This is a genomic window from Klebsiella terrigena (assembly GCF_006539725.1).
GTDB lineage: Bacteria > Pseudomonadota > Gammaproteobacteria > Enterobacterales > Enterobacteriaceae > Klebsiella > Klebsiella terrigena.
The window spans coordinates 39,997-56,877 of sequence record NZ_BJNO01000015.1; the positions used below are offsets into that span (position 1 = coordinate 39,997).

At 57.6% G+C, this 16,881-nt stretch carries 17 protein-coding genes; 13 read left to right on the forward strand and 4 right to left on the reverse strand.

What is annotated here, in order from left to right; translation table 11 throughout:
- Positions 1 to 97 precede the first annotated feature (97 nt).
- Entirely contained in the window at positions 98 to 1,546 is a 1,449-nt protein-coding gene (locus tag RTE01_RS16625; RefSeq protein WP_134527908.1) for a sugar porter family MFS transporter, read from the forward strand.
- 9 nt (positions 1,547 to 1,555) lie between these two features.
- The gene (locus RTE01_RS16630) at positions 1,556 to 2,578 is read left to right on the forward strand and encodes an alcohol dehydrogenase catalytic domain-containing protein (protein WP_134527905.1); all 1,023 of its coding nucleotides are present in this window, start codon (positions 1,556 to 1,558) and stop codon (positions 2,576 to 2,578) included.
- 47 nt (positions 2,579 to 2,625) lie between these two features.
- On the opposite strand, the gene degS is transcribed toward RTE01_RS16630, so the two are convergent.
- The 3 genes from degS to zapG form a co-directional block, all read right to left on the reverse strand.
- The gene (gene degS / locus RTE01_RS16635) at positions 2,626 to 3,684 is read right to left on the reverse strand and encodes an outer membrane-stress sensor serine endopeptidase DegS (protein WP_041147441.1); all 1,059 of its coding nucleotides are present in this window, start codon (positions 3,682 to 3,684) and stop codon (positions 2,626 to 2,628) included.
- A gap of 153 nt (positions 3,685 to 3,837) precedes the next feature.
- Complete coding sequence (gene degQ, locus RTE01_RS16640) at positions 3,838 to 5,205, reverse strand: serine endoprotease DegQ (RefSeq protein WP_041147440.1); 1,368 nt, start codon at positions 5,203 to 5,205, stop codon at positions 3,838 to 3,840.
- Between the two features lie 175 nt (positions 5,206 to 5,380).
- Positions 5,381 to 5,779, reverse strand: coding sequence for a Z-ring associated protein ZapG (gene zapG / locus RTE01_RS16645; protein WP_041147439.1), 399 nt, complete (start codon positions 5,777 to 5,779; stop codon positions 5,381 to 5,383).
- A gap of 190 nt (positions 5,780 to 5,969) precedes the next feature.
- Between zapG and zapE the strand changes: the two genes are divergently transcribed.
- The 11 genes from zapE (at position 5,970) to nanQ (ending at position 15,386) form a co-directional block, all read left to right on the forward strand.
- Positions 5,970 to 7,097 carry a cell division protein ZapE gene (gene zapE / locus RTE01_RS16650; protein ID WP_134527902.1) on the forward strand — a complete coding sequence of 376 codons (1,128 nt, stop codon included), beginning with the start codon at positions 5,970 to 5,972 and terminating at the stop codon, positions 7,095 to 7,097.
- Positions 7,098 to 7,386: 289 nt separating this feature from the next.
- Entirely contained in the window at positions 7,387 to 7,815 is a 429-nt protein-coding gene (gene rplM, locus RTE01_RS16655; RefSeq protein WP_004106200.1) for a 50S ribosomal protein L13, read from the forward strand.
- A 15-nt stretch (positions 7,816 to 7,830) separates the two neighbouring features.
- Entirely contained in the window at positions 7,831 to 8,223 is a 393-nt protein-coding gene (gene rpsI, locus RTE01_RS16660) for a 30S ribosomal protein S9 (protein ID WP_003025138.1), read from the forward strand.
- Between the two features lie 311 nt (positions 8,224 to 8,534).
- The gene (gene sspA, locus RTE01_RS16665; protein ID WP_041147437.1) at positions 8,535 to 9,173 is read left to right on the forward strand and encodes a stringent starvation protein SspA; all 639 of its coding nucleotides are present in this window, start codon (positions 8,535 to 8,537) and stop codon (positions 9,171 to 9,173) included.
- A 3-nt stretch (positions 9,174 to 9,176) separates the two neighbouring features.
- Positions 9,177 to 9,671 (forward strand): ClpXP protease specificity-enhancing factor, encoded by a 495-nt coding sequence (sspB, locus tag RTE01_RS16670; RefSeq protein ID WP_041147436.1) that lies wholly within the window; start codon positions 9,177 to 9,179, stop codon positions 9,669 to 9,671.
- A 171-nt stretch (positions 9,672 to 9,842) separates the two neighbouring features.
- Positions 9,843 to 10,640, forward strand: coding sequence for a transcriptional regulator NanR (gene nanR, locus RTE01_RS16675; RefSeq protein ID WP_041147435.1), 798 nt, complete (start codon positions 9,843 to 9,845; stop codon positions 10,638 to 10,640).
- Between the two features lie 131 nt (positions 10,641 to 10,771).
- Positions 10,772 to 11,674 carry an N-acetylneuraminate lyase gene (gene nanA, locus RTE01_RS16680; protein ID WP_041147434.1) on the forward strand — a complete coding sequence of 301 codons (903 nt, stop codon included), beginning with the start codon at positions 10,772 to 10,774 and terminating at the stop codon, positions 11,672 to 11,674.
- A 150-nt stretch (positions 11,675 to 11,824) separates the two neighbouring features.
- Positions 11,825 to 13,312 carry an MFS transporter gene (locus RTE01_RS16685; protein ID WP_041147433.1) on the forward strand — a complete coding sequence of 496 codons (1,488 nt, stop codon included), beginning with the start codon at positions 11,825 to 11,827 and terminating at the stop codon, positions 13,310 to 13,312.
- A 48-nt stretch (positions 13,313 to 13,360) separates the two neighbouring features.
- Positions 13,361 to 14,050: an N-acetylmannosamine-6-phosphate 2-epimerase gene (locus RTE01_RS16690; RefSeq protein ID WP_076946545.1), complete on the forward strand. Its 690-nt coding sequence runs from the start codon at positions 13,361 to 13,363 to the stop codon at positions 14,048 to 14,050.
- Positions 14,047 to 14,922: an N-acetylmannosamine kinase gene (gene nanK / locus RTE01_RS16695; protein WP_134528658.1), complete on the forward strand. Its 876-nt coding sequence runs from the start codon at positions 14,047 to 14,049 to the stop codon at positions 14,920 to 14,922. Before RTE01_RS16690 ends, nanK begins: the two co-directional genes overlap by 4 nt.
- Positions 14,919 to 15,386 carry an N-acetylneuraminate anomerase gene (gene nanQ / locus RTE01_RS16700; protein ID WP_134527899.1) on the forward strand — a complete coding sequence of 156 codons (468 nt, stop codon included), beginning with the start codon at positions 14,919 to 14,921 and terminating at the stop codon, positions 15,384 to 15,386. The genes nanK and nanQ overlap by 4 nt, the downstream gene beginning before the upstream one ends.
- A 72-nt stretch (positions 15,387 to 15,458) precedes the next feature.
- Here nanQ and RTE01_RS16705 read toward each other — a convergent pair whose 3' ends face one another.
- On the reverse strand, positions 15,459 to 16,877 hold the full coding sequence (locus RTE01_RS16705; RefSeq protein ID WP_045856560.1) for a glutamate synthase small subunit: 1,419 nt from the start codon (positions 16,875 to 16,877) through the stop codon (positions 15,459 to 15,461).
- Positions 16,878 to 16,881: the final 4 nt, after the last annotated feature.

Here is a 16,881-nt window from a genome sequence, read left to right on the forward strand (position 1 = left end):
CCCATTAATCCTTACTTTTTGTGATACCTGCTATCGCCTGGCCTCCCTTTGCCGAAATTTGGTCCGGGGAGCCTGACTATTCTCTTGTGAGGTTAATATGAACAACTTATCGACCCGTCCCACAACCATCGATCGCGGTAGACGCTACAGCTTTCTGGTCGCCATCGGCGCAAGCATCGGCGGCCTGCTCTACGGCTACGATACGGGCATCATTGCCAGCGCCTTGCTCTTTCTGCGCGAGGATTTTGCCATCGCGGACAACGCCTTTATGCAGTCGGTGGTCACCTCCGCCACGCTGCTCGGCGCGATATTTGGCGCGCTGCTGACCGGCCCGCTCTCGGACCGCCTGGGCCGACGCAGAACCGTCATCGTCATCTCAATATTGTTTGCCTTATTCGCTCTGGGCTGCGCCTTAGCGACCTCTCTCAATATGCTGATTATCATGCGTTTCCTGCTTGGCCTGGGCGTTGGCGGCTCCTCGCAAATCGTTCCGATGTATATCGCCGAGCTCGCGCCTGCCCATCGGCGTGGCGCTCAGGGCGTGCTGTTCCAGATGATGATCTGCGTCGGCACGCTGCTGGCCTACGCCGTAGGCTATCTGCTTGGTCCGTCCGGCGCCTGGGAGTGGATGCTCGGGCTGGCGGTTATCCCGGCGGTGATTTTTATCGTGATGATGCTGTATCTGCCGGAAAGCCCGCGCTGGCTGGTAGGCAAGCAGCAGGCTAAACGGGCGGAGGAAATACTCGTCCGCGTAGGGCGCACCGGACACGAAGCCGCTCTGGAAGTAAAGGAGATAGAACGACTGCATCGGGACCAGCAGTCGAGTTGGAGAGAGCTGTTTCAGCCCTGGGTGCGGCCCGCGCTGGTCGCAGGCCTTGGCATCGCTATTTTCTCTCAGGCTACCGGCATCAGCGCCATCATCTATTACGCCCCTTCTTTACTGGTGATGGCGCAGTTTGGCAAATCGGTGGCGATCCTGGGTTCCGTCGGGATCGGCGTGGTGCTCACGGTATTTACACTGCTGGGCATTTGGCTGCTGGACGTACTCGGGCGGCGGCGGCTGATGCTGATTGGCCTGCCCGGCGCGGTAGTCGTGCTGGCGGTGATGTCGATGCTGTTGCCCTGGTCCGCCCACGCGCAGGAGCTGCTGAGCGACGGCCATAAAATCATCGTGCTGGCCTGCCTGCTGGGATATTTCGCCTTCAACGGCGGCAGCCTGTCGGTGGTGACCTGGCTGTACTGCGCCGAAATATTCCCCCTTGGCGTGCGGGGCAAGGGGACGGCTTTGTGCTCGTTTGCGCTGTGGGTCGTCAATTTCCTTGTCACCCTGCTGCTCTATTTCACGGCGGATGCCCTTGGCATTGGCCTCGTGTTCGGCGCGCTGGCGGTGGTCAATGCGCTCGCCTGGGTCTTCGTATGGCGCTACGCCCCGGAGACGCGGGGAAGAACGCTGGAGGATATTGAACAGAGCCTGCTTAACGGGCAATTCAACTCGCGCAATGGCGATTCTTCGGGCGTTTTGCTCAATAAAATCAACTCAGACTAAGAGGTCGTTATGGAATTTAAAACGGATATTCCGCAGAGCCAGCGCGCGCTGTTCCTGATGGCGAAAAAAAACCTTGAGCTGCGAACTACGGATGTGCCGCAGCCGCAGGCCGGAGAAGTATTGCTGAAAATCGGTTCGGTGGGCGTATGCGGTTCAGACAAGCATTTTTACTTCGACGGCCGATGCGGCAGCGAAATAATTACCGAGCCGATGATTATGGGGCACGAGTTTGGCGGTGCGATTGTGGCGGTGGGGAAGGGCGTTTCTCCGCATAGAGTAGGTCAGCGCGTCTCGGTGGATCCGCTGGTGCCCTGCGGCCGCTGCCAGCATTGTTTGCAGGGGAATTACAATATCTGTCCGACGCAGAAATTTTTCGGCGTGCCGGGTACCTACGGCGCCATGCAGCAGTATCTTTGCGTCCCGTCAGGTAATGCGCATGCCATCAGCGAGGCCGTTAGCGACGGCGCGGCGGCGATGGTCGAAACTATTTCGGTTGCCCTGGCCGGGGTACAAAAAGGCCGGATTGGCCTGGGTTCCCGGGTGTTAATTACCGGCGGTGGCCCGGTAGGTTTATTTGCCGTTCAGGTTGCGAAAACGCTTGGCGCGACGGAGATCGTGCTGGCTGAACCTCAGGAAGGACGGCGCAAAATTGCCCACGAGCTGGGGGCTGAAACGCTGAGCGATCTGGCTGAAAACGATCGGCAGTACGACGTGCTGCTGGAATGCACGGGCGTACAGTCCGTGCGCCACGACGCCTGTCTGAGCGTGCTTTCCGGCGGCCGGGCAATAATGATTGGCGTGGGCGAGCAGGTGGGAGGCTTTCCTATGTCGGCAGTGATAGAACGCGAAGTCACTGTTCATGGCGTAATGCGCTACAAGTTTACCTGGCCTGCGGTTATTGCGGCGCTGGAGGCGCAGAGGCTGAACGCCGATATCCTGATAAGCCGACGTTTGCCGCTGGCGCGTGCGCAGGAGGCATGGACGCTGCCGGTGGCCAATGAAATTAAGACGATGATCGACGTTAACGACTGATTGACGTTAACGTCGATATGACGAGCTAAAGCCCGAGCCTTCGGGCTTTAGTTGGTTGCCGGGTATTCCTGAACGGCGATATGCAGGGTGATTTTCTTATCTTCGCGCATGATCACCACCGGAATTTCTGAACCTGGGCGGATCTCAGCAACCTGATCCATGGTTTCGAGAGCGGAAACCGCGGGTTTGTCATTGACCGAGATAATCACGTCGTTGGCGCGGATGCCGGCCTGGGCCGCAGGCCCTTCAGGCGCAACGTCGTTCACGACGATCCCCTGTAGCTGATCGATTCCGCCGCCCTGCGCATGTAGCGGCGCGATCTCACGACCGCTAATGCCGATGTAGCCGCGGATCACGCGGCCGTCGCGGATCAGCTTATCCATGATCTTAGTCGCCAGCTGGAAGGGGATAGCAAAACCGATCCCTTCCGGCGTTTCGCCGTCGTTGCTTTTATCAAATGAGAGCGTGTTAATGCCCATCAGCTCGCCCAGCGAGTTGACCAGCGCGCCGCCGGAGTTGCCGTGGTTGATAGAGGCATCGGTTTGCAGGAAGTTTTGTCGGCCCGTCGGGTTAAGGCCGATACGACCGGTGGCGCTGATAATCCCCTGAGTAATGGTTTGCCCGAGGTTATACGGGTTACCAATCGCCAGAACCACATCGCCAATATGCGGCACGCGTTTCGGATTAATCGGAATAACCGGCAGGCCGCCGTTGGCGTTGATTTTCAATACCGCAAGATCGGTCAGGGTATCAGAACCGACCAGCAGGGCTTCAAAGACGCGGCCGTCCTGCAGCGCGATGATGATCTGATCAGCGTCGTTAATAACGTGCTTATTGGTCAGAATATACCCGCGCTGGTCCATGATGACGCCGGAACCCAGGGTCAGCTGATTGTGGCTGGTGCCGTTGAGGGCACGGTTATAGACGTTGACCACCGCAGGCGCAGCCCGGCGGACGGCAGGATTATAGCTGGCGGGCGATTCGTCCGCGCTATCGTACTGGGTCGTCGTCGACAGATGCCATTGACGCAGCGAGGGCATTGCGGCCAGCAGCAGTCCCCCGACGATCAAACCAATGAGTACTGAACGTAAAAGCTTTCCAGGCATGATGCAGATATCGTTGATTAATGGACAGGCGCAGCATAACACGACTTACGGGCGTCGTCTTTCACGTTACCGGCGCGCAGGCTGCGTCCCGTCGCCCGATAGGAATAGCGTATTTCCGGACATCGCGGCGATCGCCATGTCCGGATCCGTGCGTTAGCGCAGCAGGAGATAAATGCTTTCGTTACCGCGCATCACGTTCAGCGCGATGACCGCCGGCTTACTCTCCAGCACCTTGCGCAGCTCGGCGATAGTGCTAATGCGCTCGCGGTTAAGGCCGATGATAATATCGTCCTTATGCAGGCCGACCTGTGCCGCAGGGCTGGCTTTATCGACGCTATCAACCACCACGCCTTTGGTACCGTCCTTCATCTGACCATCGCTCAACGATGCGCCCTGCAGGGCGGGTATAATCAGCTCGGCGCTGGCGCTGGAAGAGGTGCTCTTATCCAGGGTAACCTCAACATTCACCGGCTTACCGTCGCGCAGAAGCCCCAGCTTCACTTTGGTTCCCGGCTCGGTGGTGGCGATACGCGACCGCAGCTCGGCAAAGCTGTTGAGCGGCTTGTCGTTCATGCTGACAATCACGTCCCCGGATTTAATCCCCGCCTTAGCTGAACCGGAGTTCGGCAGCACTTCGCTGACAAAAGCACCGCGCTGAGCGTCGATATTCATCGCCCTGGCGATATCGGCGCTCATTTCAGTACCTTTAATTCCCAGCAGGCCGCGTTTGATTTCACCAAACTGAATCAGCTGCTGAGCGAGGGTTTTTGCCATGTTGCTGGGGATGGCAAAGCCGATGCCGACGCTGCCGCCGCCCGGAGCCAGAATCGCCGTATTGATGCCAATAAGTTCGCCATTCAGGTTCAGCAGTGCGCCGCCGGAGTTACCGCGGTTAATAGAGGCATCGGTCTGAATGAAGTTCTCCAGCCCTTCCAGGTTCAGGCCGCTGCGGCCGAGGGCGGAGATAATGCCCGAGGTGGCGGTCTGCCCGAGGCCGAAGGGGTTGCCGACGGCGACGGCGAAATCACCCACGCGCAGCTTATCGGAATCGGCGATAGCGATTTGCGTGAGGTGGGTTGGTTTTAGCAGCTGCAGCAGGGCGATATCGCTTTGATCGTCGCTACCGACCAGCTTCGCATCAAACTCGCGACCATCGTTGAGCTGGACGCTTATCTTTTGCGCCTGGCTGATGACGTGATTATTGGTCAGCACATAGCCTTTTTCGGCGTCGATGATAACGCCTGAGCCGAGCCCCTCAAAAGGCTGAGCCTGCTCCTGCGGCGCATTGTCGCCAAAGTATTTTTTTAGCTCTTCCGGCATGTTTTGCGCAGGAGAGGCGGTGCCTTCAACCTGAACGCTAACCACCGCAGGCAGCACTTTTTCCAGCATCGGCGCCAGGCTCGGCAGCGCTCCCTGGCCCGGTACCTGCGTGGGTATCGACGCCGTAGCCGTAGGTATAACGGACAACGATAACCCGATGCTTAACGCTAACGCACTCAACAGCAAAGTCTGTTTCTTCATTAGATGCTGGCTCTCGTAACCTGAGGTGTGTGGAAAATCGTCCCGAATGGCCTGATGTTATTGAATTTTCGACCAGGTAACAACGTGGTCAATGTTTTAAATTGTAGCTGGGATGTAGGGGGGAAGACGGGCGCAGAGAGTGCGCCCGGAAAATATTTTTACGCTAACCGCAGGATTAGTCGCGTTTTGCACCACCGCGCAGCAGGCCGGATGCGCCTTCAGAATAGTCGCGCGGCATCTGCACCGGCGCCTGATCGTTACCGGCTTCTGATTCAGCCAGGCGGTTGCGGAACGGATTAGCCTCCGCCATGGTATCCGGCAGCAGGCTGCTGGAGCTTTTTGCCATATGCTGGTACAGCTGGCGATAGTCATCGGCCATGTTATCCAGCAGTTCAGCGCTGCGCGCAAAATGGCTGACCAGCTCTTCGCGATACTCTTCAAGCTCTGTTTTATTCTTTTCGAGTTCGAACTGCAGCGCCTGCTGTTGACGTAATTTGCGGTTGCCAAAACGCATGGCGACGGCACCGATGATGATACCGACAACTAGCCCAATTAGCGCATATTCCCAGGTCATGTACATCTCCCGTTGTTTTGTGGTTCCGTAGGGTGGCTATGAGGCTCTCCGCCTGCGCCCGATAGTGCCACTATAACCGCTAATTCCACAGAAGTGGAATCCTGGCGTATCATCGCGTAGTGTAGAACGGCCTTTTTTTCGACAATCGTGAGCTTTGACGTTACGATTTTCAAGGAATAACAATTAGATCATGCAAAGCCTGTCCCCAACATCGCGTTACCTTTTAGCTCTCAAAGAGGGCACTCATCAGCCCGACGACGTCCAGCAAGAAGCGGTAAGCCGCCTCGATACTATCTATCATGAACTGCAGGAAAAACCCGCGCCAACTCCGCAAAGCGGCGGCCTGCGGGCGAAATTTGGCAAACTGCTGGGCAAGCGTGAGCCAACGCCTGAAACGGGCTCCGCCCGCGGCCTGTACATGTGGGGTGGCGTGGGGCGCGGTAAAACCTGGCTGATGGACCTCTTTTATCAGAGCCTGCCCGGCGAGCGTAAGCAGCGCCTGCACTTTCACCGCTTTATGCTGCGCGTTCATGAAGAGCTGATTGCCCTGCAGGGGCACAGCGACCCGCTGGAGATCCTTGCCGACCGCTTCAAGGCGGAAACCGATGTGCTGTGCTTTGATGAGTTTTTTGTTTCAGACATTACCGATGCCATGCTGTTGGGTGGGTTAATGAAGGCGCTGTTTGCGCGCGGCATCACGCTGGTGGCGACCTCTAATATTCCCCCGGACGATCTGTACCGTAACGGCCTGCAGCGCGCCCGCTTCCTGCCGGCTATCGAGGCGATCAAGCAGCATTGCGATATCATGAACGTCGATGCGGGCATTGATTACCGTTTACGCACGCTCACTCAGGCCCACCTCTGGCTATCGCCGCTCAACGAGCAGACCCGGCAGCAGATGGATAAGCTGTGGCTGGCGCTGGCCGGCGCGAGGCGCGAGCAGACGCCGACGCTGGAGATTAACCACCGTCCTCTACCCACGCTCGGCGTGGAGAACCAGACCCTGGCGGCGTCGTTCGCTACGCTGTGCGTCGATGCGAGGAGCCAGCATGACTATATTGCGCTGTCTCGCCTGTTCCATACCGTCATGCTATTTGATGTTCCGGTTATGACGACGCAGCTGGAGAGCGAGGCGCGGCGCTTCATTGCGCTGGTTGATGAATTCTACGAGCGCCATGTTAAGCTGGCGGTCAGCGCGGCGGTGCCGCTGCACGAAATTTACCAGGGCGAACGCCTGAAGTTCGAGTTCCAGCGCTGCCTGTCACGTCTGCAGGAGATGCAGAGCGAGGAGTATTTAAAGCGTCCTCATATGCCGTAACGCGCCTTTCTCCCTCTCCCGGCGGGAGAGGGCTGACGCAGATGCGCGAGGGCCCGCTCCGGTCGCGAAAAAACCCAATCCAAATCACATAAAGGGGTCGATCTTTACGCGTGACTTCTCTATAATCTTGCGACCCCACGTTACGAGAAGGTTTTTTTCCCAAAACTTTCTATGTGCCGGCATAGGCTATTCGAAGGGGTAGGTTTGCTGGACAATGTCGTGTGAACCTCAACTGACTAAACGTTTGGGTGTTCACCAACGTGTAACTTATTATTTGGGTAAGCTTTTAATGAAAACTTTTACAGCTAAACCAGAAACCGTAAAACGCGACTGGTATGTTGTTGACGCGACCGGTAAAACTCTGGGCCGTCTGGCTTCCGAACTGGCTCTGCGCCTGCGCGGCAAGCATAAAGCGGAATACACTCCGCACGTTGATACTGGTGATTACATCATCGTTCTGAACGCAGAAAAAGTTGCTGTAACCGGCAACAAGCGCGAAGACAAAATGTATTACCATCACACCGGCCACATCGGTGGTATCAAAGAAGCGACCTTTGAAGAGATGATTGCTCGCCGTCCTGAGCGTGTGATTGAAATCGCGGTTAAAGGCATGCTGCCAAAAGGCCCGCTGGGTCGTGCTATGTACCGTAAACTGAAAGTTTACGCGGGTAACGAGCACAACCACGCGGCACAGCAACCGCAAGTTCTTGACATCTAATCGGGATTATAGGCAATGGCTGAAAATCAATACTACGGCACTGGTCGCCGCAAAAGTTCTGCAGCTCGCGTTTTCATCAAACCGGGCAGCGGCAAAATCGTTATCAACCAACGTTCTCTGGAACAGTACTTCGGTCGTGAAACTGCCCGCATGGTAGTTCGTCAGCCGCTGGAACTGGTCGACATGGTTGAGAAACTGGATCTGTACATCACCGTTAAAGGTGGTGGTATCTCTGGTCAGGCTGGTGCGATCCGTCACGGTATCACCCGCGCTCTGATGGAGTATGATGAGTCCCTGCGTGGCGAACTGCGTAAAGCTGGTTTCGTTACTCGTGATGCTCGTCAGGTTGAACGTAAGAAAGTCGGTCTGCGTAAAGCACGTCGTCGTCCTCAGTTCTCCAAACGTTAATTGTTTTCTGCTCACGCAGAACAATTTGCGAAAAAACCCGCTTCGGCGGGTTTTTTTATGGATAAAACGGTCATTTTGCATGGTGAAGTCACCCATTCTTACCACTTTTTCAGCATTTCCAGAATCCCCTCACCACAACGTCGTCAAGATCTGGTAAACTATCATCCAATTTTCTGCCCAAATGCTGGTGATTGTTCGTTTTTTGTTTCTTTCATAAACGAGAATGTCTTCCCGCGAATGGGGTTTTTACATCTGGCTAGCCATGCGTGGCTGGTAGCAGTACAAAATTCTGAATATACCTGGAGGTTTTCATGGCTGTCGCTGCCAACAAACGTTCGGTAATGACGCTGTTTTCTGGTCCTACTGACATCTATAGCCACCAAGTCCGCATCGTGCTGGCAGAAAAAGGTGTTAGTTTTGAGATAGAACACGTGGAGAAGGATAACCCACCTCAGGATCTGATTGACCTCAACCCAAATCAAAGCGTACCGACGCTGGTGGATCGTGAGCTCACTCTGTGGGAATCCCGCATCATTATGGAATATCTGGATGAGCGTTTCCCACATCCGCCGTTAATGCCGGTTTATCCGGTGGCGCGTGGTGAAAGCCGTCTGTACATGCAACGTATCGAAAAAGACTGGTATTCGCTGATGAATACCATTCAGACCGGCACCGCCGCACAGGCTGATAACGCGCGTAAGCAGCTGCGTGAAGAGCTGCAGGCGATTGCGCCAGTCTTCACCCAGAAGCCTTATTTCCTGAGCGATGAGTTCAGCCTGGTAGACTGCTACCTTGCACCGCTGCTGTGGCGTTTACCGGTACTCGGCGTCGAAGTGATTGGTGCGGGTGCGAAGGAGCTCAAGGGCTATATGACTCGCGTATTTGAACGTGACTCCTTCCTGGCTTCCTTAACTGAACCCGAGCGTGAAATGCGACTCGGTCGAGGCTAACCGATGGATGTATCGCAGCTAACGCCGCGTCGCCCGTATCTGCTACGGGCGTTCTATGAGTGGCTGCTGGATAACCAGCTGACTCCGCATCTGGTCGTCGATGTCACTTTGCCGGACGTTATGGTTCCGATGGAGTATGCGCGCGACGGACAGATCGTTCTCAACATTGCTCCGCGTGCCGTCGGGAATCTGGAGCTGGCTAACGATGAAGTGCGCTTCAACGCCCGCTTTGGCGGCGTTCCGCGCAATGTCTCCGTACCGCTGGCTGCCGTACTGGCTATCTACGCGCGTGAAAACGGCGCAGGGACCATGTTCGAGCCGGAAGCGGCTTACGATGAGGACGCCATCAGCCTGAATGATGACGAAGCATCGTTAAGCAACGATAACGAAACGGTGATGTCAGTGATTGACGGTGATAAGCCGGATAATCACGAGGATGACCCTGATGACACGCCGCCGCCTCGCGGTGGGCGACCGGCGCTACGCGTCGTGAAGTAATCCTCCAGGCAGGGCCATCAGGCCCTGCTTTTTTTATCTCATCCTGCGCCTGAATCCAGCGGTCTCACGCATCGTTAGCCGTCGTTCTGCCCTGGCTGCCGTTAGCTTCACCCGCCAGATGTTCCTATGATATGATGAATCTGCTGTCACATTTGTCACTCTTCGCTACCTATGGACACTATGAAAGCATCGGATACGCCCGCTGAAAGTACTGCTGATAACGTCGGACGCTCGCTGCGTAGCCGGCCGCTGACGCGTAAAAAACTGTCCGAAATGGTCGAAGAAGAGCTGGAGCAAATGATTCGCCGGCGCGAGTTTGCCGAAGGTGAGCAGCTTCCCTCAGAGCGGGAGCTGATGACATTTTTCAACGTCGGCCGCCCGTCGGTACGTGAAGCGCTGGCGGCGCTAAAGCGTAAAGGTCTGGTGCAGATTAGCAACGGCGAACGGGCCCGCGTTTCGCGACCGTCTGCCGACACCATCATCGGGGAGCTCTCCGGTATGGCGAAAGATTTCCTCTCCCATCCCGGCGGAATCGCGCATTTCGAGCAGCTGCGTCTGTTTTTTGAATCCAGCCTGGTTCGCTACGCGGCTGAGCATGCCAGCGATGAACAGCTTGAAAAGCTGGTACAGGCTCTTGAGATCAACAGCCAGTCGCTGGATGACAATACGCTGTTTATCCGTTCAGACGTTGAGTTCCACCGCGTGCTGGCGGAAATTCCCGGCAATCCAATTTTTATGGCCATTCACGTTGCGCTCCTCGACTGGCTCATCGCCGCGCGTCCTAAGGTCCCTGAAAGGGAACTTTATGAGCATAATAATTTAAGCTATCAACAGCATATCGATATCGTTGCCGCCATTCGCCGCCGCGATCCGGATGAAGCCGATCGCGCTCTGCAAACCCACCTCAACAGCGTTTCCGCCACCTGGCACGCCTTCGGCAAGAAAAAACAGCCGCGTAAATCCGTCTAAGGATCTTCAGGATCGTTTAGTGAAGCAGATCGCATAATAAGCGTTTGGTATGAGGCTGCTGCTTATTCGTTCTGGTATAACAGGTATAAAGGTACACAGTTAATCACAACAAATAACACGACGAGGTCTCTATGGCGGTGAATTTACGTGGGGTAATGGCGGCGCTGCTGACGCCGTTTGACGGGCAGCAAAAGCTGGATCAAGACAGCCTGCGGCGGCTGGTGCGTTTTAATCTCAATCAGGGGATCGACGGGCTGTACGTCGGCGGTTCTACCGGCGAGGCGTTCGTGCAGACCAGCGCTGAGCGCCAGCAGGTGCTGGAAATCGTGGCTGAAGAAGCGCAGGGGAAGATGACGCTGATTGCCCACGTCGGCTGCGTCAGCACAATGGAAAGCCAGCAGCTTGCGCAGGCAGCCGAAGGGTACGGCTACGACGCGGTGTCTGCGGTGACGCCGTTCTACTATCCGTTCAGCTTTGAAGAACACTGCGCTCACTATCAGGCGATTATTGATTCCGCTAACGGCCTGCCGATGGTGGTCTATAACATCCCGGTGCTCAGCGGCGTGAAGCTGACGCTCGATCAGATAGGCACCCTGGTGACGCTCCCGGGCGTGGGCGCACTGAAGCAGACTTCCGGCGATCTTTACCAGATGGAGCAGATCCGCCGGTCGCATCCGGATTTGGTACTGTACAACGGCTTTGACGAAATCTTTGCCTCCGGGCTTGTGGCCGGCGCAGACGGCGGGATCGGCAGCACCTACAACATTATGGGCTGGCGCTATAAGGGGATCGTTAAAGCGCTTCAGACCGGCGATATTGCGCAGGCGCAAAGGCTGCAGGCTGAATGTAATAAGGTTATCGACCTGCTGATCAAAACCGGCGTATTCCGCGGGCTTAAAACCGTCCTTCACTATATGGACGTCGTTGCTGAACCGCTGTGCCGTAGGCCATTCGCGCCGGTGGATGAGAAATTCCTGCCGGAGCTGAAGGCGCTGGCGCAGCAGCTGCAGCAAGAGAAGCAGCATCTGGGTTGAGGATAGCCTCCGCGCTATGAGAGTGGAGCAACGCCCGGAGAGCGGCAGCAACGCTTCCGTCCGGGCGACAACATTGATATGCCAGATGGGTGATAGCGGCATCTGGCATGAGAAACCAAGCGTGGGTCTGACCCATCGCGGGAGAGTAAAATGAGCACAACGACCCAGAACATCCCGTGGTATCGCCATCTCAACCGGGCGCAGTGGCGGGCTTTCTCCGCCGCCTGGCTGGGGTATTTGCTTGATGGTTTTGATTTTGTATTAATCGCCCTGGTGTTGACGGAAATCCAGGGAGACTTCGGCCTGACCACCGTTGAGGCGGCGAGTCTTATCTCTGCGGCCTTCATCTCGCGCTGGTTTGGCGGGCTGATGCTCGGGGCGATGGGCGATCGCTATGGACGGCGGCTGGCGATGGTCAGCAGCATTATTCTTTTTTCGGTGGGCACCCTGGCCTGCGGCTTTGCGTCGGGCTACACCACCCTGTTTATCGCCCGGCTGGTGATCGGCATGGGGATGGCGGGGGAGTATGGTTCCAGCGCCACCTACGTTATTGAAAGCTGGCCCCAAAAGCTGCGCAATAAGGCCAGCGGATTCTTGATCTCCGGCTTCTCCGTAGGGGCGGTCGTTGCTGCACAGGTCTATAGCCTGGTGGTTCCCGTTTGGGGATGGAGAGCGCTATTTTTCATCGGTATCGTACCGATTGTTTTTGCACTGTGGCTGCGAAAAAACATCCCGGAAGCGGAAGACTGGCAGCAGAAGCATGCCGGAAAAACGCCGGTGCTCACGATGGTCGATATTCTGTACTGCGGAAAACACCGGGTGATAAATATTTTCCTGACCCTCGCTGCGGCAACGGCGCTGTGGTTCTGCTTCGCGGGTGAGCTGCAAAATGCCGGAATAGTAGTGGTCCTGGGGCTGCTGTGCGCGGCTATATTTATCAGCTTTATGGTGCAAAGTAGCGGCAAACGCTGGCCGACCGGCGTGACGCTGATGGTCGTTGTGCTGTTTGCCTTCCTGTATTCATGGCCCATTCAGGCGCTTCTGCCAACCTATCTCAAGACGGATCTGGCTTACGATCATACTACCGTCGCGCAGGTTCTGTTCTTTAGCGGCTTTGGCGCCGCGGTTGGCTGCTGCGTCGGCGGCTTTCTCGGCGACTGGTTGGGGACGCGAAAAGCCTATGTTTACAGCCTGCTTGCGTCACAGCTCCTCATTATTCCCGTCTTTGCTATCGGCGGCACAAACGTCTGGGTCCTTGGCCTGCTACTGTTTTTCCAGCAGATGCTGGGGCAAGGGATCTCCGGGATCCTGCCGAAGCTGATTGGCGGCTACTTCGATACCGACAAGCGTGCGGCCGGCCTGGGTTTTACCTACAACGTGGGCGCGCTGGGCGGAGCGATTGCCCCGGTGCTTGGCGCCCTGATTGCGCAGCGAATGGATCTCGGCACGACCCTGGGATCGCTTTCCTTCGGCCTGACCTTCGTCGTGATCCTGCTGATTGGCCTGGATATGCCCTCCCGCGTTCAGCGCTGGATCCGTCCCGAAGCCTTGCGGACCCACGACGCAATTGACGGTCTGCCGTTCAGCGGCGCCACGGCGTCGGGTGCGCGCAAGCGTGGCCTAATGAAAATCCGCTAACCTGTGCCCGGCGGCATGCCGGGCGATTGTCTTTGCCAGGGAGTCATCATGTCTTTGTTTGAACTACTCGATACCCGCATCCGCGCCAACGGTGGATTAATTGTTTCCTGTCAGCCGGTCCCCGGCAGCCCGCTGGATACGCCGCCCATCGTTGCCGCCATGGCGCTCGCCGCAGAACGTGCCGGGGCGGTGGCGTTACGTATTGAAGGCGTGGAGAACCTCCGCGCGACCCGGGACGCGGTGACGATACCGATTATCGGCATCCTCAAACGCGACCTGACGGATTCAGCGGTGCGTATCACGCCGTTTCTCGAGGATGTGGATGCCCTGGCGCTGGCTGGGGCGGATATCATCGCCATCGACGGCACCGACCGCCCGCGGCCGGTGCCGGTAGCAGCGCTGCTGGCGAGGATCCATCAGCACAATACGCTGGCGATGACCGACTGCTCATCTCCTGAAGATGGTCTCTCCTGCCAGCGGCTGGGGGCGGAGATTATTGGTACCACGCTGTCGGGCTACACCGGCGGGGAAACGCCGCAGGAGCCGGACCTCGCGCTGGTCCGCACCCTGCACGCGGCGGGCTGTCGGGTGATTGCGGAAGGGCGCTACAACACGCCGGAGCAGGCGGGGGAGGCGATGCGCAACGGCGCGTGGGCGGTTACCGTTGGCTCGGCGATTACCCGTCTGGAGCATATCTGTGAATGGTACAACGCGGCGCTGAAAAAGGCGGCACCATGAGCACGCTGGCGATAGATATCGGCGGGACGAAGCTGGCTGCGGGGCTGGTGGGCGATGAGCTTACGCTGCTGGAGCGGCGTGAAATGCCCACTCCGGCCAGCCGAACGGCGGCGGCGCTAGCCGCTGCGTTAGAAGAGCTCGTTTCCCCGCTGGCCGCGCGCGCAGAGCGTTTTGCCGTGGCCTCAACCGGGATCATCCGGCACGGCACCTTAACCGCCATCAACCCGGCTAATCTTGGCGGCCTGGCGTATTTTCCTCTGGTCGACTGTCTGTCCACGCTCACCGGGCTACCCGGTATCGCGCTCAACGATGCGCAGGCGGCGGCATGGGCGGAGTATCAGGCACTGCCGGAGAAAGTCGGTGAGATGCTCTTTTTAACCGTGTCGACGGGGGTCGGTGGCGGAGTGGTTAGCCGCGGCAGGCTGCATACCGGAAGCGGCGGCCTGGCCGGGCATTGTGGCCATACGCTGGCGGATCCCCACGGCCCGCGCTGTGGCTGCGGGCGTACCGGCTGCGTGGAAGCCGTCGCGTCAGGGCGCGGTATTGCGGCAGCCGCAGAGGGCGAGCTGAGCGGGCTGGACGCGAAAGCTATCTTTGACCGTGCGGCACAGGGGAACCCGCAGGCGGAGCGGCTTATGCGGCGCTCGGCGCAAGCGCTGGCGCGGCTGATTGCCGACCTGAAAGCCGTTACCGACTGTCAGCTCGTGGTGGTTGGTGGCAGCGTGGGTCTTGCTGGCGGCTATCTGCCTCTGGTTAACGAATATCTGTTACAGGAACCCGCGGTCTATCATGTCCCGCTGCGGGAAGCTTACTACCGACACGATGCGGGCCTGCTCGGCGCGGCATTATGGGGACAGGGAGAGAACGAATGATTTTGGGCAATGTTCACCAGCCATTCGCCGCCGGCCTTCCGCCGGCGCTGGCGCAGGCAATTCTTCTGGCACAAGCTCACGACCTGCAAAGCATCGCGCCGGGGCGCTACGAGCTGCAGGGTGACAGCATATTTATGAACGTGATGCAGTTCAGTACCGGGGCGCCGGCAGAGAAAAAGGCGGAGCTGCATACGCGGTTTATTGATATCCAGATCCTGCTGGCGGGGGAAGAGCGGATATTTTACGGCGTAGAGGGAGCCGCACGCGAGTGCGAAGACGCGCACGACGAGGATGATTATCAGCTGTGTCGAAGCATTCACGGCGAACAGGTATTGACCCTGCAGGCCGGTATGTTTGCGGTATTCATGCCCGATGAACCGCATAAACCGGGCTGCACGGTGACGCAGGCCGATGAGATTAAAAAGGTGGTGATCAAAGTTAGCGCCAGCCTGCTGGCGAAATAGAAAAAGCCCGATGGCAACAAACCATCGGGCTTTTTTTGGCGACCCGGCTAAGCAGCTATCCGGGCCCTGGCGTTACACTTCCAGGTAGTTGAGGATCCCGTCAGCCGCTTTGCGACCTTCGGCAATCGCCGTCACCACCAGGTCAGAACCGCGCACGATATCGCCGCCGGCGAAGATCTTCGGGTTGCTGGTCTGGAACGCGTTTTCGTTACCTTCCGGGGCAATAATACGACCCTGTGAGTCGAGCTCAACGCTGTGTTTCGCCAGCCATTCCATGCTGTGCGGACGGAAGCCAAACGCCATAACTACCGCATCGACCGGAATGACGTGCTCGGAACCGGCAACGATTTCGGCCCGACGGCGGCCCTTCGCATCCGGCTGGCCCATCTCGGTGCGCGCCATCTTCACGCCGCACACTTTACCGTTGGCATTCACCTCAACGCCCAGCGGCTGAACGTTGAACTGGAACTCCACGCCCTCTTCACGCGCGTTTTTGACTTCGCGTTTCGAGCCCGGCATGTTCTCTTCGTCACGGCGGTAGGCGCAGATAACGTGAGTAGCGCCCTGGCGGATAGAAGTACGCACGCAGTCCATCGCGGTGTCGCCACCGCCGAGAACCACGACGCGCTTGCCTTCCATGCTGACGTACGGCTCGTCCGGCGTTTCGCCAAAGCCCATCGTCTGCTTGGTGTTGGCAATCAGGAACGGCAGCGCATCATACACGCCGTTCGCATCTTCGTTTTCCAGCCCGCCGCGCATCGACTGATAGGTACCGACGCCGAGGAACACGGCATCGTACTCTTTCAGCAGCTCGTCGAGCTGAACGTCGCGGCCCACTTCAACGTTGAGTTTGAACTCAATCCCCATGCCGGTGAAAATTTCCCGACGGCGGGTCATGACCTCTTTTTCCAGCTTAAATGCCGGAATGCCGAAGGTCAGCAGGCCGCCGATTTCCGGATGGCGGTCGAACACCACCGCCTTCACGCCGTTACGGGTCAGGACGTCAGCACAGGCGAGGCCCGCCGGGCCCGCACCGATGATGGCGACCGTTTTGCCGACCGGCTTGACGCCGGAAAGGTCGGGACGCCAGCCCATCTCGAATGCTTTATCGTTGATATAGCGCTCGATATTGCCGATGGTCACGGCGCCAAACTCATCGTTCAGCGTACAGGAACCTTCACACAGACGGTCCTGCGGGCACACGCGGCCGCACACTTCCGGCAGGGTGTTGGTCTGATGCGACAGCTCAGCCGCTTCAAAAATACGCCCTTCATTGGCCAGCTTCAGCCAGTTAGGGATGTAGTTGTGAACCGGGCACTTCCATTCACAGTACGGGTTGCCGCAGGAGAGGCAGCGGTCTGCCTGCGCCTTAGCCTGGCCCTCTGAAAACGGCTCGTAAATCTCAACAAATTCAATTTTGCGGATCTTCAGCGGCTTCTTTGGCGGATCAACGCGCTGTAAGTCGATAAACTGGTATACGTTCTGGCTCATCTGA

What these genes read in the sequence shown, in the direction of transcription:
- rpsI (WP_003025138.1), top strand. Translation starts at nt 7,831, where the DNA reads ATGGCTGAAAATCAATACTACGGCACTGGTCGCCGCAAAAGTTCTGCA.
- RTE01_RS16705 (WP_045856560.1), bottom strand. Translation starts at nt 16,877, where the DNA reads ATGAGCCAGAACGTATACCAGTTTATCGACTTACAGCGCGTTGATCCG.
- zapG (WP_041147439.1), bottom strand. Translation starts at nt 5,779, where the DNA reads ATGACCTGGGAATATGCGCTAATTGGGCTAGTTGTCGGTATCATCATC.
- RTE01_RS16625 (WP_134527908.1), top strand. Translation starts at nt 98, where the DNA reads ATGAACAACTTATCGACCCGTCCCACAACCATCGATCGCGGTAGACGC.
- nanK (WP_134528658.1), top strand. Translation starts at nt 14,047, where the DNA reads ATGAGCACGCTGGCGATAGATATCGGCGGGACGAAGCTGGCTGCGGGG.
- zapE (WP_134527902.1), top strand. Translation starts at nt 5,970, where the DNA reads ATGCAAAGCCTGTCCCCAACATCGCGTTACCTTTTAGCTCTCAAAGAG.
- degQ (WP_041147440.1), bottom strand. Translation starts at nt 5,205, where the DNA reads ATGAAGAAACAGACTTTGCTGTTGAGTGCGTTAGCGTTAAGCATCGGG.
- nanR (WP_041147435.1), top strand. Translation starts at nt 9,843, where the DNA reads ATGGACACTATGAAAGCATCGGATACGCCCGCTGAAAGTACTGCTGAT.
- rplM (WP_004106200.1), top strand. Translation starts at nt 7,387, where the DNA reads ATGAAAACTTTTACAGCTAAACCAGAAACCGTAAAACGCGACTGGTAT.
- degS (WP_041147441.1), bottom strand. Translation starts at nt 3,684, where the DNA reads ATGCCTGGAAAGCTTTTACGTTCAGTACTCATTGGTTTGATCGTCGGG.
- RTE01_RS16630 (WP_134527905.1), top strand. Translation starts at nt 1,556, where the DNA reads ATGGAATTTAAAACGGATATTCCGCAGAGCCAGCGCGCGCTGTTCCTG.
- nanQ (WP_134527899.1), top strand. Translation starts at nt 14,919, where the DNA reads ATGATTTTGGGCAATGTTCACCAGCCATTCGCCGCCGGCCTTCCGCCG.
- RTE01_RS16685 (WP_041147433.1), top strand. Translation starts at nt 11,825, where the DNA reads ATGAGCACAACGACCCAGAACATCCCGTGGTATCGCCATCTCAACCGG.
- nanA (WP_041147434.1), top strand. Translation starts at nt 10,772, where the DNA reads ATGGCGGTGAATTTACGTGGGGTAATGGCGGCGCTGCTGACGCCGTTT.
- sspB (WP_041147436.1), top strand. Translation starts at nt 9,177, where the DNA reads ATGGATGTATCGCAGCTAACGCCGCGTCGCCCGTATCTGCTACGGGCG.
- RTE01_RS16690 (WP_076946545.1), top strand. Translation starts at nt 13,361, where the DNA reads ATGTCTTTGTTTGAACTACTCGATACCCGCATCCGCGCCAACGGTGGA.
- sspA (WP_041147437.1), top strand. Translation starts at nt 8,535, where the DNA reads ATGGCTGTCGCTGCCAACAAACGTTCGGTAATGACGCTGTTTTCTGGT.